Annotated in this window: 15 protein-coding genes and 3 pseudogenes; 10 read left to right on the top strand and 8 right to left on the bottom strand. The window is 70.4% G+C overall.

The window, feature by feature from the left end:
- Positions 1-2 precede the first annotated feature (2 nt).
- Entirely contained in the window at positions 3-785 is a 783-nt protein-coding gene (locus FRANEAN1_RS20090; protein WP_049795706.1) for a class I SAM-dependent methyltransferase, read from the bottom strand.
- Between the two features lie 109 nt (positions 786-894).
- Between FRANEAN1_RS20090 and FRANEAN1_RS20085 the strand changes: the two genes are divergently transcribed.
- The 3 genes from FRANEAN1_RS20085 to FRANEAN1_RS43735 all read left to right on the top strand — a co-directional run bounded on the left by FRANEAN1_RS20085 (position 895) and on the right by FRANEAN1_RS43735 (position 3,328).
- The gene (locus FRANEAN1_RS20085; protein WP_020461661.1) at positions 895-1,497 is read left to right on the top strand and encodes a TetR/AcrR family transcriptional regulator; all 603 of its coding nucleotides are present in this window, start codon (positions 895-897) and stop codon (positions 1,495-1,497) included.
- Between the two features lie 234 nt (positions 1,498-1,731).
- Positions 1,732-3,183 carry an amidase gene (locus FRANEAN1_RS20080; protein WP_020461660.1) on the top strand — a complete coding sequence of 484 codons (1,452 nt, stop codon included), beginning with the start codon at positions 1,732-1,734 and terminating at the stop codon, positions 3,181-3,183.
- Between the two features lie 13 nt (positions 3,184-3,196).
- Positions 3,197-3,328: a hypothetical protein gene (locus FRANEAN1_RS43735; protein ID WP_347176681.1), complete on the top strand. Its 132-nt coding sequence runs from the start codon at positions 3,197-3,199 to the stop codon at positions 3,326-3,328.
- Here FRANEAN1_RS43735 and FRANEAN1_RS20075 read toward each other — a convergent pair.
- Both FRANEAN1_RS20075 and FRANEAN1_RS20070 read right to left on the bottom strand, forming a co-directional pair.
- Complete coding sequence (locus FRANEAN1_RS20075) at positions 3,321-4,190, bottom strand: hypothetical protein (protein ID WP_020461659.1); 870 nt, start codon at positions 4,188-4,190, stop codon at positions 3,321-3,323. The two genes, FRANEAN1_RS43735 and FRANEAN1_RS20075, sit on opposite strands and share 8 nt — an antisense overlap.
- A gap of 58 nt (positions 4,191-4,248) precedes the next feature.
- Positions 4,249-4,779, bottom strand: a complete 531-nt coding sequence (locus FRANEAN1_RS20070; protein WP_041254440.1) for a toxin-antitoxin system HicB family antitoxin — start codon at positions 4,777-4,779, stop codon at positions 4,249-4,251.
- Positions 4,780-5,051: 272 nt separating this feature from the next.
- Between FRANEAN1_RS20070 and FRANEAN1_RS20065 the strand changes: the two are divergent.
- Positions 5,052-5,827 (top strand): annotated as a pseudogene (locus tag FRANEAN1_RS20065) (alpha/beta hydrolase).
- A 6-nt stretch (positions 5,828-5,833) separates the two neighbouring features.
- On the opposite strand, the gene FRANEAN1_RS20060 reads toward FRANEAN1_RS20065, so the two are convergent.
- Positions 5,834-6,019: a hypothetical protein gene (locus FRANEAN1_RS20060; RefSeq protein ID WP_198145338.1), complete on the bottom strand. Its 186-nt coding sequence runs from the start codon at positions 6,017-6,019 to the stop codon at positions 5,834-5,836.
- Between the two features lie 71 nt (positions 6,020-6,090).
- On the opposite strand from FRANEAN1_RS20060, the gene FRANEAN1_RS20055 reads away from it, so the two are divergent.
- Both FRANEAN1_RS20055 and rox read left to right on the top strand, forming a co-directional pair.
- On the top strand, positions 6,091-6,969 hold the full coding sequence (locus FRANEAN1_RS20055; RefSeq protein ID WP_020461656.1) for a hypothetical protein: 879 nt from the start codon (positions 6,091-6,093) through the stop codon (positions 6,967-6,969).
- A gap of 182 nt (positions 6,970-7,151) precedes the next feature.
- Positions 7,152-8,591, top strand: coding sequence for a rifampin monooxygenase (gene rox, locus FRANEAN1_RS20050; RefSeq protein WP_020461655.1), 1,440 nt, complete (start codon positions 7,152-7,154; stop codon positions 8,589-8,591).
- 22 nt (positions 8,592-8,613) lie between these two features.
- On the opposite strand, the gene FRANEAN1_RS20045 is transcribed toward rox, so the two are convergent.
- Both FRANEAN1_RS20045 and FRANEAN1_RS20040 read right to left on the bottom strand, forming a co-directional pair.
- Positions 8,614-9,108 carry a GNAT family N-acetyltransferase gene (locus FRANEAN1_RS20045; protein ID WP_020461654.1) on the bottom strand — a complete coding sequence of 165 codons (495 nt, stop codon included), beginning with the start codon at positions 9,106-9,108 and terminating at the stop codon, positions 8,614-8,616.
- A 217-nt stretch (positions 9,109-9,325) separates the two neighbouring features.
- Complete coding sequence (locus FRANEAN1_RS20040) at positions 9,326-9,568, bottom strand: hypothetical protein (protein ID WP_041254436.1); 243 nt, start codon at positions 9,566-9,568, stop codon at positions 9,326-9,328.
- A 3-nt stretch (positions 9,569-9,571) separates the two neighbouring features.
- Between FRANEAN1_RS20040 and FRANEAN1_RS43730 the strand changes: the two are divergent.
- The 4 genes and pseudogenes from FRANEAN1_RS43730 to FRANEAN1_RS20025 form a co-directional block, all read left to right on the top strand.
- Positions 9,572-9,697: pseudogene (locus tag FRANEAN1_RS43730) on the top strand (methyltransferase domain-containing protein); the annotation flags it as partial.
- Between the two features lie 120 nt (positions 9,698-9,817).
- Positions 9,818-10,663, top strand: a complete 846-nt coding sequence (locus FRANEAN1_RS20035; protein WP_157473470.1) for a pentapeptide repeat-containing protein — start codon at positions 9,818-9,820, stop codon at positions 10,661-10,663.
- A 49-nt stretch (positions 10,664-10,712) separates the two neighbouring features.
- Positions 10,713-11,732 carry an aminoglycoside phosphotransferase family protein gene (locus FRANEAN1_RS20030; protein WP_020461651.1) on the top strand — a complete coding sequence of 340 codons (1,020 nt, stop codon included), beginning with the start codon at positions 10,713-10,715 and terminating at the stop codon, positions 11,730-11,732.
- Positions 11,729-12,421, top strand: coding sequence for a uridine kinase (locus FRANEAN1_RS20025; RefSeq protein ID WP_020461650.1), 693 nt, complete (start codon positions 11,729-11,731; stop codon positions 12,419-12,421). The genes FRANEAN1_RS20030 and FRANEAN1_RS20025 overlap by 4 nt, the downstream gene beginning before the upstream one ends.
- 22 nt (positions 12,422-12,443) lie before the next feature.
- Here FRANEAN1_RS20025 and FRANEAN1_RS39225 read toward each other — a convergent pair.
- Positions 12,444-12,686, bottom strand: a pseudogene (locus FRANEAN1_RS39225) (NAD-dependent epimerase/dehydratase family protein); the annotation flags it as partial.
- A gap of 469 nt (positions 12,687-13,155) precedes the next feature.
- Positions 13,156-14,073, bottom strand: a complete 918-nt coding sequence (locus FRANEAN1_RS20020; RefSeq protein ID WP_020461648.1) for a putative protein N(5)-glutamine methyltransferase — start codon at positions 14,071-14,073, stop codon at positions 13,156-13,158.
- Positions 14,074-14,500 lie beyond the last annotated feature (427 nt).

Raw genomic sequence — 14,500 nt, 5'->3', positions numbered from 1 at the left:
GGTCAGGCGGCGCCGGTTCGCGCCGCGGTGGCCGCCAGCGTGGTGTAGGGCATGGTGAAGCCGCCCCCGATCTTGTCGATGGCGGCCCCGACCCAGTTCAGCACTTCGGCCAGCTTGTCCGGCGAGAGCTGGGTGAGGGCGCCGGTGGCGGGCAGATGGTCCAGCCACTCGTCGCGGGTGTAGGACTGCTCCCAGTCGAATCGCCACTGCTCCGGCTCGCCGAACCCGCCTGCCTGTCGGATGCCGTCGGCGGCCTTGGCGAACATCGCTTGGTAGATGTCCGCGGCGGTCCTTGTCGGCTGGTCACGGCCCGTTGGCCGGAGGTTCAACGGCGAGTCGGGTGCCACCCGCCGGTAGACGGCAGTGAACGCTTCCTGTACCTCGGGCGGGGCGTCGAACGCGTGCCCGAACACCGCCAGTCGGCCGCCGGGCCGCAGAACCTGCGCCGCCTTGGCTGCGCCCGCGACCGGGTCCACCCAGTGCCATGCCTGCCCGGAGACGACCGCGTCGAACCCGCGGCCAGCCGGGTCCCACGCTTCGAATGTGGCGACCTCGACCTCGACCCCGGTCCGCCGGGCAAACTCGGCCATCCGCGCGTCGGGGTCGACGCCGAGCACCGTACAGCCGGCCGCCTGGAACTGCCGGGCCGCTATGCCGGTGCCGCAGCCGACGTCGAGGGCGTCGAGGGCGGGGCTGGTGGCGACGATCCGCTCCACCAGCGCGTCGGGATAGCGGGGCCGGGCCCGGTCGTAGCGTTCGGGGTCCACGCCGAACGACTCGGCCATCTGTCGGTGTTGATGAGGCTCCTGCGATAGAGTGGGCACACGCCCACTTTAGTGGGCGCGTGCCCACTAAGTAGCCGGGTGAGGGTTACCGAGGTACGGAGGACGCGCGGTGCCAACAGGGGTGCACATCCGCGACGCGCGCCAGCAGCTGTTCGACGCCGCCGAGCGCGTCCTGCTGCGGGATGGGCCGAGCGCGTTGACCAGCCGGGCGGTCACCACCGAGGCAGGTGTCGCCAAGGGAGTCCTGCACCGACACTTCGCTGACTTTGACGCTTTCCTCGTTGAGCTCGTGCAGGACCGCGTCGCCCGGATCGAGGCCCAGGCCGCCGCTCTGCGTCAATCCGCCGGGACTGGCACCGTCGCCGGCAACCTCACCGGCGCGCTGATGGACCTGTTCGACTCGGTTGCTGTTGCGATCGTCGGCCTCGTCATCTGCAGGGACGAGCTGCGCATCCGGCTGCGCAAGGCCAGGTCCTCCCATGGCATCCCGGTCTTGGCCGAGGCCAGCGTCATGATCGCCTCATATCTCGCCGCCGAGTGCGAACTGGGCCGCATCGCGGCCGACGTCGACGCCGACTCGCTCGCGCTCTCGCTGATCGGGGCCGGACACCTGCTGTTCGCGGGCCGGCAGGGCGCCCCACCGGACGCTGGAGCTGTCGACAAGGTTGTGACCACGGTCATCGCCAATGTCATGCAAAGACGGCTGCTGTAAGCCACCCGCCAGCGCGCCGCTTGATGCAAGGTGTTAAGGAAGTTCTCGCACGGGGCGCTGGGGCGCCTCCGTCGTGACCATCTCCGTAGGTGTGCCAGGCCGCCGCGCGTCGCCATGGCCAGCGGTCGGGCGAATTGTCTGTGGCCGGAGAGCAACATGATGAGTTGAGACATCTATCCTGTTGCGCGAATCGGCATTTCATGACCTATTTTAGGGGCCGGTAGCGTCGGAATCATGGAGTGGAGTTTTCAGTCAGCCGAAGAGCTCGCGGCCGCGTTGCGTGCCGGTGACGTGACCTCGGCGGAGCTGACCGACGAGGCGATCGCCCGTATCGAGCGGGACGACAAGGTGATCAACGCGATCTGCGTGCCGGACTTCGACCGCGCGCGGGACGCCGCGCGCGGCGCCGACCAGGCGCGCGCCCGCGGCGAGGACCGGCCGCTGCTCGGCATTCCGGTGACGGTCAAAGAGTCCTACAACATCGCCGGGCTGCCCACGACCTGGGGCATGCCGCAGCACGCGAACTACCTGCCGGCCGAGGACGCGGTACAGGTGTCGCGACTCAAGGCCGCAGGCGCGGTGGTGCTCGGCAAGACCAACGTGCCGTTGGGGCTGCAAGATATCCAGAGCTTCAACGAGATCTACGGCACCACCAACAACCCGTGGGATCACGATCGCACGCCGGGCGGCTCCTCCGGTGGATCGGCGGCGGCCCTGGCGTCCGGGTTCGGCGCGCTGTCCATCGCCTCCGACATCGCCGGTTCGCTGCGCACCCCCGCGCATTTCTGCGGCGTCTACGCGCACAAGCCGACACTCGGGCTGGCGGCGAGCCGCGGCATGGTCGCGCCTCCCGCGCCGGCATTGCCGACCGACCTCGACCTCGCCGTCGTCGGTCCGATGGCGCGCACTGCCCGCGACCTCACCCTCCTGCTCGACGTCATGGCCGGACCGGACCCGCTGACGCTCGGCGTGGCGCACAACGTGGCGCTGCCGCCCGCGCGCCACGAGCGCCTCGCCGACTTCCGGGTCTTGGTCCTCGACGAGCACCCGCTCATTCCGACCGGGTCCGCTGTGCGGGCGGGCGTGCACCAGGTGGCCGACGCGCTTGTCGACGGAGGAGCCCGCGTCGAACGGCACACTCCGCTGCTGCCCGATCTGACCGAAGCCGCGACGCTCTACACGCAGTTGCTGTTCTCGGGCTCCGTCGCGCGTTTTCCCGTCGAGGCGTACGAGCAGCTGCGGACCCGCGCCGCCGGGCTGAGCGCGGACGACCGGAGTCTCGACGCGGCGCGGCTGCGCGCCATGGTGTTCAGCCACCGCGACTGGATCGAGGCGAACAACCGTCGCGAGCTCCACCGCCACGGCTGGCGGCAGCTGTTCGCCGAGTTCGACGTCGTGGTGTGTCCGATCACGCCGACTCCCGCGTTCGGTCACGACCACAACCCCAATCCGCTGGAACGCCGGATCGACATCGACGGCGTCGAGTACCCGTACTTCGACCAGCTCGTCTTGGCCGGCCTGGCCACCATGCCGGGCCTGCCGGCCACCGCGATACCCGCGGGCCGGTCCCCCGAGGGCCTGCCGGTGGGAGTGCAGCTCATCGGCCCGATGTTCGAGGACCGCACCCCGCTGCGGCTGGCCGAACTGCTCGAGCAGAAGATCGGCGGCTTCCAGGCACCGACGTAGGGCGTACCACAGGGTGTCCGTCGAGGACGAGGTGCGGATGACGAGCGAGGGCTGGGGCCTGGTCCTGATGCTCGCGGCCTGGCACGCGGGACCGGCCATGCCGGCTGTCCAGTCGCCTCGACAGCCCCGCTCGCCGTTCACGTGAGGGTCTTCTCCGTGGCAGGTGTCGCCCGGCGGATCACGATGTCGCCGTGGCCGGTGCGGGCGCGCACGGAGACGGTCTCCTCGTCCGGGCCGGGCTCGTCGGTCGCGTGCAGGTCGTTGCGGACCCGGCCGTGCCCGGACAGCAGATCCACCAGCGCGGCGGTGCCCGCGCGGATCCCGACCTCCAGCCGGCCGTGGCCGGAGGCCAGCGTGACCGTGCCGCGGGCGACCTCCCCGAGACAGATGGCGGCGCGGCCGGCGCGGGCGTTCACACCGGCGCCGGCCCGTTCGACACTGATCGGCCCGGCACCGCTGGCGACCGTCAGTGGACCGGCGACCTCTCCGAGATGGATCTCACCGCGGGCGGTCTGGATCCGTGCGGCGCCCTCGACCCGCCCGACCCGGATCGGGCCGCGGGCGGTGGCAACATCGGCATCCCCGTCCACGCACCCCACCGACACCGCCGCGTGCGAGGTGCGTAGCCGCAGGCCGCCGGTCCGCTCGACGGTCACCGCGCCGCCGGCGGCGTGCACCTGGCAGTCCCCGAGCCGGCCGCTGGTGGTGAGAGCGGCCGCAGTGCGGGCCTCGACGCGGGAGCCGGCCGGCAGGCTGATCGTCACCACCACCGCGCCACTGCCACCGAACAGGGAACGCACCGTCCGGTTCGGGCCGCGGACCACCAGCCGCCCGTCAGCGTGGTCGACGATGGTCTGCTCGGCGGCCCGGGTGTCATGGTCGCTGCCCGGGTCGCGGGGGCGCACCGTCACCACGGTGTCCGTGCGTTCCTCGGCGTCGATGCGTACGGTGCCGGCGCCCACGTCGAGGACGGTGAGGATCGGGGTCGGGGTGTCGAACGTTGCCATGGCAGGTCTCCTTCAAGAGTGGATGGGGACGGGGTGGATGGTGCTGCGGGGGCTGCGGTCAGCGGACCCAGCCGCAATAGCGGTGGCCGCGCGGCGGGTCGGCGCGCCGGAGGGTGGCGGCGGTCGGGTCGAGGGCGGTGGTGATCGCCTGCACCAGCCAGGTGTTGACTGACATGCCCGCGTGGGCGGCGGCCTCGTCGAGACGGGGCTTGAGATGTTCCGGCACGCGCAGCGTGATCCGCGCCGTGCGGCCCTCGCCGTCTCCTGACACCTCTGTCGCCATGCCGCCGCCGGGCGGCGCCGCGGGCACGTCAGCGGTGACGTCACCGCTGACATCCTCGGCCGGCCATGGTGATGTCACGACGAAGTCGGGGTCACTGCCGCGGAGCCGCACGTCGACCGAGCCGGGCGCCAGCTCGCAGCTGATCTCCTCGGCGGCGGCCGCGAGCGCCTCCAGCAGGACAAGTCTGGCCGCCGACTCCAGCGGGGCGGCGAGCCGCTCGGCCAGGGCCCGCGCCTCCGGCCCGCCCGCTTCCGCAGCGACGGCAAGATCCCGACGCAGACTGTCGACATACGATGCAAGCTCCATGACGCCATAATGGCGCCACGGTGGCGTCAAGCGCAAGTGGGATGCTGTCATCCCGGTGCCGCGCGGCCGGCCCACCCACCGGCCCCCCACTCCCAGGGAAGCGATGACCATCAACTGGTACTGTGCCCACGTCGATCCGCGACCTGAGGAGGTGAGACCCGTTTCCGCTCCACTCACACGGGTGCTCCCCCTCGTCCGCACCGCGGGGCACCGCCTCTGACATGAGGTGGTCGCCGGGAGCATCCCCACGCATCCCGGAAGGCAACGCCACCATGCGTCTCACCTCGCAGACAATCAGCAACGGCGTCACCGAGCGCCTGTTCACCCACGGCGGGATCCCCGGCGCGCTCTGGACCCCGGCCGACGCCCACGGTCCCCGTCCCCTGGTCCTGCTCGGCCACGGAGGCGGCCAGCACAAGACCGCCCCAGGCCTGCTCGCCCGCGCCCACCGCTACGTGACACGCCACGGTTTCGCGGTGACGGCGATCGACGCACCGGGCCACGGCGACCGGCCGAAAACCGCGCACGACGAGCAGTTCACCGCACGGCTGCGGCAGCAGATGGCGGCCGGCGAGCCCGTCGCCGCGCTGATCGCCCAGGACAACGCCCGCCGCGCCACCCAGGCCGTACCCGAATGGCAGGCCACCCTCGACGCCCTCCAGAACGTCGACGACGTCGGCGCGGCCGGCCCCGTGGGCTACTGTGGGGTGTGTCACTGGGCAGCAGGATCGGCATGCCGTTCGTCGCCGCCGAACCGAGAATCACCGCCGCCGTGTTCGGCCTCGTCGGCTGCGACACCCGTACCGGCGACACCCTCACCGACGCCGCAGCCCGCCTCACCGTCCCGGTACGGTTTCTGCTCCAGTGGGACGACGAACTCGTACCCCGCGAGGCCGGCCTCGCCCTGTTCGACGCCATCGCCTCCCCGGACAAGACGCTGCACGCCAACCCCGGCCGGCACGTCGACCTCCCCAGGGCCGAAATGGACAGCGACGAACGCTTCCTCACCCACCACCTCACCGGAAAGCCCCCGTTGAACCCGCACTGACATCGATCACAGGCTTGCGGCACGCACAATGAGCGGGTGCGTGCCGCAGCACACGTCGAACGACCCCGCCCCGCCGCCGCGTGGCGCGGACTCGCAGCACTCGCGCTCGCCGTCGTCGCGCTGCTGCTCGCTGTCAGCCGCTGTCTGCATGACCGCCGGCGGCGCACTGACCGCGATCAGCCACCTCGCCACCACCTCACGACCTGCTGTGCTGGACAGCGCTGAGCTGGCTGATCCTGCGCGGTCTACGCGACGACGGCCCGGTGTGGCTCGCCGCCGGCGCCGTCACCGGCCTCGCCCTGCAGAACAAGACCCTGCCCGCCTTCTACCTGTTCGCACTCTTGATCGGCGTCCTCGCCGGCGGGCCCCGCGACGTGCTGCGTTCCCGCTGGCTGGGCGCCGCCACCACGATCGCCGCCCTGGCGTGGCTACCGAACCTCCTCTGGCAGGCGACCCACGGCTGGCCGCAGCTCGCCCTCAGCCGCGCGATCGCCGCCGGAGCGTCGGGGACGAGCCAGCCACGCTGGCAGTTCCTCCCGATGCAGTTCCTGCTCCTCGGCCCACCCCTGGCCCCGGTGTGGATCACCGGGCTGATCCGCCTCGCCCGCTCCCCGTGGCGGCTGTTCTCTCTCGCCTACGCCGTGCTGGTCGTCCTGTTCCTGGCGACCGGCGGGAAGCCCTACTACCTGCCGATCGTGCCGGTGTCCGTCCTGCACGACACCCCGATCGCGGCGGTGAACTACGACGCGGGGGAAACCGTCGGCTGGCCCGCCTTCACCGACACCGTCGCCGCGGTGGCGCACGCCCAGCCGGCCGGCGCCGTCGTGGTCACCTCCAACTACGGCGAGGCCGGCGCGCTCCTACGTTTCCGCCCGGACGTCGGACCCGTCCACGCCCGACAGAACAGCCTGTGGGATCAGGGGCCACCCTCGGACACCGCGACCGCTGGTGCACCGACTGCCACGAAGCCGCCCGCATCGACAACACCGTCAACGACGAACAGGACAGGCCGACCCCACACCGACGCGGCAACACATGCACCGGCCACCTGGCCGCCGTGGCGAAAAATCTCCACTCACAACGGCCAAAGAAAGACAGAAGGCAAGGAGGTTCGCCCACTCCTCGCCACTTCTAAGATATAGCACACCGGGGGGCTTGCGGCAAGACCCGGGTCGTGCTGCAGAATCTCCAGTCGAAGCCAGGACCTGCGGAAATCGAGGAGAGCGCGAAGCATCCGCGGGTACGTAGCCGCGCGGCCGGACCACGCAAAAAACTGGCCGAACAGAACCCTCGGTGAAATGGCACTCTCGGTTAATGAGGATTCATGATTGATGTGATAGTGGTGGGCGGCGGACCGACCGGCCTGATGCTCGCCAGTGAACTGCGACTGCATGGCATCGACGTGCGGATCCTCGAGAAGGACACCGAGCCGACCCCGGTCGTCCGCTCCCTCGGCCTCCACGCCCGCAGCATCGAGATCATGGACCAGCGTGGCCTGCTCGACCGGTTCCTCGCCCTCGGCACCCAACACCCGGTCGGTGGCTTCTTCGCCGGCATCAGCAAACCCGCACCCGACCAGCTCGACACCGCACACCCCTACGTCCTCGGCATCCCACAGCCCACCACCGACCGCCTCCTCGCCGAACACGCCACCGCACTCGGCGCCGACATCCGCCGCGGCCACGAACTGGTCGGACTCAACCAAGACGACGACACGGTCACCGCACACCTGGCCGACGGCACACACCTCCACGCCCGCTACCTCGTCGGCTGCGACGGCGGCCGCAGCACCGTCCGCAAACTGCTCGGCGTCCCCTTCCCCGGCGAACCCACCCGACACCAGACGCTCCTCGCCGAAGCGGAACTGACCGCCCCACCGGAGACGATCAACGCCATAGTGACCAAGGTCCGCGAAACCCACAAACGGTTCGGCGCCGGCCCGCTGGGAAACGGGCTGTACCGCCTCATCGCACCCGCCGACGGGGTCGTCGAGGACCGCACCCCACCCACCCTCGACGAACTCAAACAGCAGATACGCAGACTCGCCGGCACCGACTTCGGCGCACACTCACCCCGCTGGCTCTCCCGCTTCGGTGACGCCACCCGCCAGGCCGAGCGGTACCGCACCGGCCGGGTTCTGCTCGCCGGCGACGCCGCGCACATCCACCCGCCGACCGGAGGACAGGGACTCAACCTCGGCGTGCAGGACGCGTTCAACCTCGGCTGGAAACTCGCCGCCACGATCAACGGCTGGGCACCGGCCGGACTGCTGGACACCTACCACACCGAACGACACCCGGTCGCCGCCGACGTCCTCACCAACACCCGTGCGCAGATGGAGCTGATGTCCCTCGACCCCGGCGCGCAGGCAGTACGCCGACTCCTGGTCGAACTGATGGACTTCGACGACGTCAACCGACACCTCACCGAAAAAATCATCGCGATCGGGATCCGCTACGACTTCGGCGCCGGCCATCATCTGCTCGGCCGGCGGATGCGCGACATCGCGCTCAAACGCGGCCGCCTCTACCCGCTGATGCACCACGGCCGCGGACTGCTCCTCGACCAGACCGGACAGCTCTCCGTCACCGGCTGGGCGGACCGGGTCGACCACATCATCGACGTCAGCGACGAACTCGACGTCCCCGCCGCGCTCCTACGCCCCGACGGCCACATCGCCTGGGTCGGCGACAACCAGCAGGACCTGCTCGGCCACCTACCCACCTGGTTCGGCACCGCCACCACCCGAGCACAACGAAGCTGATCACCATCACAGCGGAGGCAGGTCAGCCGAGGGTCCGCCGGTACCGCACGAGCCTGTCCCTGGTGGAGCCATCCGGTTCCCAACCCAGCTGGGAGTAGAAACGGATCGCGCGGGTGTTCGCCTCCAGAACCCACAACATCGCGGACGTGAAACCGGCCGCGTGTAACGCGTGAACCGCCGCAGCCATCAGCTGCCGTCCAACGCCCTGTCTCCAGATGGCCGGTAGGACGTAGAACCCGGCGATCTCCCCAACCCCGACCACGCCCGGGTCGTTGTCCTCGGTGGGACGCAGATCCACGAAGCCGACAATGGAACCTGCGTCATCCGCGACGAGAACACCCCGCCCCGGCCATCTCGTCTGCCGCACCGTCGCGGTCCACCGGGGCACCCGCCGCTCCGGCCGCAACCCGTCGAGCAGCGGCTGCGGCAACAACCCCCGATACCCGGCCCGCGAGGACAGCACATGCACCTGCGCGATCCCCTCGGCATCGGCGACAACAGCCTGACGGACACGCACCTCCCGATCATCCCACCGTGACGCACCGACCAACAACACTGATCAACAGTGCGAATCCAGCGGAACCGGGCGGCCAGCGCGAGCGACCAGCCCATACCCGCGGCCAGGCGTGCGGTCGCAGCGCCAATGCCGGAAGAGGCGCCGGTGATCAGGAGAACGGGTGCGGTCATGCCGACACATCGTGCCCGTCAACGACGAACCGGATTCCAGAAGCCTTCTACGCGAGCAGCGCGACAACCCTGCGTTGCAGTCTCGGGTTCGGCAACAGATCGTTCGCGAAATCGAAAACCCTAAGCGGCGGTAGGCGCCCGCTGTTGTCGAAGCCGAGCACCTCCGAACCCGGGCCCACCCGCGCGGCGGCATGCCGCAGGCCAGGAAAAGCCTGCTCCAGCAGCGGGCGCACCGCCTCCGTGTAGAACAGCCGGCACAACTGCAGCCCAGGCAGGAACCGCGGTGGCATCCGACCATCCTCGACGCGACCCGCGGACCCGGTTTCTACGCCGAAGAGCTCACCCGTCGGGGCGCGCGGATCATCGGCTTCGACCAGAGCCCGGTCATGGTGGCGCTGACCCGCAAACTCGTCCCCACCGCCAGGTGAACTGACCAGGCTGCCCCGCCAGGCGTGTCCATGACACCCACCACCACTGTCAGCTCGGGAGATCTCCCCGCCGGTAACGCGCCCGCCACCCGCGGCAACGGACGGTTCATCATGGTCGCTGTGGCCCTACCCGATCCGCTGCGCTGCGACTGCGGGAACTGCTTCGGCCTGTGCTGCGTGGCACCGGCCTTCGCCGCCTCCGCGGACTTCGCCATCGACAAGAAAGCCGGGCAACCCTGCCCCAACCTGCAGGCGGACAACCACTGCGGTATCCACGGCCAGCTACGCGACCGCGGCTTCACCGGATGCGCCGTCTTCGACTGCTTCGGTGCGGGACAACACGTCAGCCAGGTCACCTTCGACGGACAGGACTGGCGGCACACCCCCCGCCTCGCCCGACAGATGTTCGCGGTCTTCCCCATCATGCGCCAACTGCACGAACTGCTCTGGTACCTGACCGCCGCACTCGACCTCGGGCCGGCCCAGCCGATACACCCCGAGCTGGCCGCCGCCCACGACCAGACCCGACGACTCACCCACGCCACCCCAGAGCAACTCACCGCGCTGGACATCACCCGCCACCGCCATGACGTCAACCTGCTCCTGCAACAGGCAAGCGACCTGGCACGCGCACGGGCGGGCCGGCGACGGCCGCAGTACCGCGGTGCTGACCTCACCGGCGCCAACCTGCGCCGCACCGACCTGAACGGGGCGAACCTGCGCGGAGCACGACTCATCGGCGCCGACCTGCGCAACGCAGACCTGACCACAGCCGATGTGACCGGCGCCGACCTACGCGCCGCGAACCTGCGCGGCGCACGCCTCGCCGACACCCTCTTCCTGACCCAGACACAGCTCGACTCCGCGCACGGCAACCTCGACACCACCATCCCCGCAACGCTGAGCCGGCCCCGCCACTGGCACGCCAAGCCTTCTCCGATAGCGGATGCGGTCTGATTCGTCTCCACGTCACCGTCGACCACCTGGTTCGCAGCCCGGAGGCACCATGTCCGAGTCCGACCGGAAGATGCACGCCAGCGAGGTCGTCATCGACACCTCGCTGGTGGGCCGGTTGATCGCCGCGCAGTTCCCCGAGTGGGCGGGCCTTCCCCTCGAACCGGTCCGCTCCGCAGGCGCTGACAACGCGATCTACCGCCTCGGCGTGGACCTGGCAGTACGGCTACCCCGCATCCCCGCAGCGGCCGGGCAGGTGGACAAGGAGCACCGGTGGCTGCCGCAGCTCGCGCCCCTACTGCCATTGGACATCCCGGTCCCGCTCGGGACGGGCACACCCGGCGAGGGCTACCCGTGGCCCTGGTCGGTCCACCTGTGGCTGGAGGGCGAGGACCTGCTCGCCGAACCTGTCATTGACCTACACCGCATGGCCATCGAACTGGGAAACTTCGTCGCAGCCCTGCAACAGGTCGACCCCACGGGGGGACCACCTCCCGGGGCACACAACTTCTTCCGTGGCGCCCCGCTCGCCCGGCGGGACGCGGCGACCCGGGCCGCCATCCACTCCCTGCGGGCCACCCTCGACACCGCAGCGGCGACCGCGGCGTGGGACACGGCCATGCACGCGCCCCGCTGGCAGGGAACGCTGGTATGGATCCACGGCGACCTTCTCCCCGGGAATCTGCTCACCCGGGGCGGCCGGCTGCATGCCGTCATCGACTTCGGCGGCCTGGGCATGGGAGATCCGGCCTGCGACGTGATGGCCGCCTGGACGCTGCTGTCCACCGAAAGCCGCGAGGCGTTCCGGAGCACGATCGGAGCCGATGACGCGACCTGGGCACGGGCCCGTGGCTGGGCGCTGTCCTTCGGACTCATCGCCCTGCCCTACTACCAGGACAGCAACCCCACACTCGCCCACATCGCCCGGCGCACCATCGACGAGGCCATCACCGATCCATCCCGGCCGCCGCCCACCGGCACCGCGCCGACGCCGGCGAAACCTGGACCCACTACGCCCCGGGCGAGCACAGTCGATGACCAGGAACTTCCTCGCTACTGTCACATCACATGATCACCGATCCTGTTTCGGTACCGTCCCGTGACCACGTCGTGGACGCGCTCATCAGCCTGCTGGCAGGCACATGCCCGGACCGGGTGCTACGCGTTGCGATCGACGGCCCGGACGCCGCCGGCAAGACGACCCTGGCGGACGAGCTCGCCGGCACGCTCGCTGACCGGGGCCGGCCCGTCATCCGCGCCAGCGTCGACGGCTTCCACCAGCCCCAGGCTGTACGCCGCCGCCGCGGGTCGCTGTCCCCGGAGGGTTACTTCCTCGACGCGTTCGACTACCCCGCTCTACGGCGTCTCCTGATCGACCCGCTCAGCCCAGACGGCGACCGGCGCTACCGCACGGCGGCGTTCGACCATCGCAGCGACTCCCCGCTCGACAGCCCCACCCGCGAGGCGGCTGGCAACGCGGTGCTCATCGTCGACGGCGTCTTCCTCCTCCGCCACGAACTACGCGGCTGTTGGGACCTCGCCGTGTTTCTCCAGATCAGCCCCGCCGAATCGCTGCGCCGCGCGCTGCGCCGCGACGTTGCCCTGTTCGGCTCACCCGACGCGGTCCGCGAACGCTACAAGGCGCGCTACCTGCCCGGCCAAGAGCTCTACCAGGCCTCCGTCGCGCCCCGGGACCACGCCGACGTGCTGATCGACCACGAACGTCCAGAAACTCCCCGCGTTCTGCGCTGGCCCGCGTGACGAGGCCCCTGATCCGCTCCGCCAGATTCGCCCGGGTGTACCGGCAGTTCACACTGCGCCCAGCCAGGTTGACCACCGCGTCGGCGCCATCCACCTCGGCCACCCACGCGCCCTCGGTTTGGCCGTCCCAGCGCACCGTCCGCGCGCCGGGCACCTGAATATCGGCGCGCCGGCTGAGGACAACCACCTCATGCCCAGCACTCCCGAATGCGCCTGCGAGCAGCGACCCCAGATGCCCCGTCCCACCCGGAACAACAATCTTCACGATCTCCACGCTCCCGCTCGACCGGCACGCGACCACACCACAGCCAGTCTTACGCGCACCCCGATCCCGATGCGCCGCAGAGAAACCATCCCGTCACCGGGGTTCACGCCGCCGAGCGTGCCCGAGCAACAGCCGATCAGGCCTGCCGCGCCTCGGCGAGGCGCATGACCAGGTCAATTCCCTTCCGGATGACGACGGAGACTGAGATTCGCAAAATCACAGATGATCATCTCGTGAGAGGATGCGGCAGGCTGACCGGCAACCACGGTCAGCAACTGTAGCGCTTGCGACTCAGCATCGGAGCATAGAACTTGATCAGGTGTGGGCGGATGCTGCCCCCACCTGCTGCTGTTTTTTGTTTAGAAGTTTTTTGGTTGGCTATTGAAGATCAATATGAGAAGAATAGGCGGTCAACACTGTTGATTATCTTGAGAGTGCGAGGCGACAGAGCGGCCACCCCGGGGGCTGGTCAGGCCTCGTCCCCTGGCACGTAGCGCCCAGCTACCACAGTGGCGCTCAGGTCCTCACAGGTCGCGACTGTTGTGACGAGGCCGGCGTGGAGAAAGGTCTCCCCCGCCAGCGGCGCCTGGGCCCGGCTGGTCTCGACGAGCAGACTCCCCCCGGGCGCCAGCCAGTCTGTCGCCTCGGCGGCCACCCGGCGCAGCATGTCCAGCCCGTCCGAACCGCCGTCGAGGGCCTCCCGGGGCTCGTGGACCCGCGCCTCGGGAGGCAGCAGTCCCAGCCGACCTGTCGGCACGTACGGAACGTTGGCCACCAGGAGATCCACTCGCCCGCGCAACACCGGCGGCAGCGGCGCGTAGAGATCACCTGTGTAGACCCGGCCCGGTGCCGGGGTGATGCGCGCCGGACCGGTCAGGTTGCGCCGGGCGCAGGCGACGGCGACCGGGTCGACGTCCGCCGCGTGCAGGTCGACCGGCCCGCGGACGGCGCTGGCCAGCGCCGCGCCGACCGCACCCGACCCGCAGCACAGATCGACGACCACCCAACCCACCGCCGAGCGGGCCCTGTCCCCCACGGTCGCGCCGGCGGCCAGGATCGCCGCGGCGCGGTCGACGAGGAACTCGGTGCGGCGGCGGGGGACGAACACCCGCTCGTCGACAGCCACCCGCAGGCCGCGGAACGACACCCAGCCCAGCACATGCTCCAACGGCAGCCCGGACGCCCTACGGGCGACCATCACGGCGAGCTCGTCGGGGGTGCTCGCGGTCGACAGCAGCAGCGCGGCCTCGTCCTCGGCGAACACACAACCGGCCCCGCGCAGCGTCGCCACGACGGCCGACCGATCGAGCGAGAGGCATGGAGCGGTGGGCAACGGGGCGGAGAACGACGAAGACGGTGAAGCGGGAGAAGCGGTGGAACCCGACATGAGGACCTTCCGGAAAACCGAGAGCGCACTGCACGGCGCACCGGTCCTCCGCGCGGCGCCGCTCGGCGTCGGACGCCTCAGTGGGCGGCGCGGCGAGCGAGTCGGCCGGCGGGCCTGGTGAACGCGCGGGGAGAGCGCCCAGCCTGCGGCAGCGGGATCGGGCTCACCTCCCCAGGTCGGCCGGCACCTCGGGTCACCTGATGACCCCGGCACCGGCATGGGCGCGGACACCGCCGGTGCCGGAATGGCAGCCGATCCAGCTCGGCGGCCCCGCCGTCACCAGCGCGTTTGCAGGTCCCGTTCCTACCGCGTCACACCCCGCCACGTCCACCCCACGCGGACGGCCACCCGCTGCGTTGCCGGGCTGGCGTCGGGCGTGTGGCACCACGTCCCACGCGGTGGGCGGCCGCACCGGGCGAAACACGCG

This window comes from Parafrankia sp. EAN1pec (genome assembly GCF_000018005.1).
Classification (GTDB): Bacteria; Actinomycetota; Actinomycetes; order Frankiales; family Frankiaceae; genus Parafrankia; species Parafrankia soli.
Note: the sequence above shows the minus strand (reverse complement) of the source record. Positions and strands in the feature narration are given on the sequence as shown.

Bases quoted from the DNA above. Each gene is read 5' to 3' on its own strand.
- FRANEAN1_RS20090 (WP_049795706.1), bottom strand. From the start codon at position 785: ATGGCCGAGTCGTTCGGCGTGGACCCCGAACGCTACGACCGGGCCCGG.
- FRANEAN1_RS20075 (WP_020461659.1), bottom strand. From the start codon at position 4,190: ATGGCAACGTTCGACACCCCGACCCCGATCCTCACCGTCCTCGACGTG.
- FRANEAN1_RS20025 (WP_020461650.1), top strand. From the start codon at position 11,729: ATGATCACCGATCCTGTTTCGGTACCGTCCCGTGACCACGTCGTGGAC.
- FRANEAN1_RS20040 (WP_041254436.1), bottom strand. From the start codon at position 9,568: ATGCCACCGCGGTTCCTGCCTGGGCTGCAGTTGTGCCGGCTGTTCTAC.
- FRANEAN1_RS20080 (WP_020461660.1), top strand. From the start codon at position 1,732: ATGGAGTGGAGTTTTCAGTCAGCCGAAGAGCTCGCGGCCGCGTTGCGT.
- rox (WP_020461655.1), top strand. From the start codon at position 7,152: ATGATTGATGTGATAGTGGTGGGCGGCGGACCGACCGGCCTGATGCTC.
- FRANEAN1_RS20020 (WP_020461648.1), bottom strand. From the start codon at position 14,073: ATGTCGGGTTCCACCGCTTCTCCCGCTTCACCGTCTTCGTCGTTCTCC.
- FRANEAN1_RS20070 (WP_041254440.1), bottom strand. From the start codon at position 4,779: ATGGAGCTTGCATCGTATGTCGACAGTCTGCGTCGGGATCTTGCCGTC.
- FRANEAN1_RS20035 (WP_157473470.1), top strand. From the start codon at position 9,818: ATGGTCGCTGTGGCCCTACCCGATCCGCTGCGCTGCGACTGCGGGAAC.
- FRANEAN1_RS20030 (WP_020461651.1), top strand. From the start codon at position 10,713: ATGTCCGAGTCCGACCGGAAGATGCACGCCAGCGAGGTCGTCATCGAC.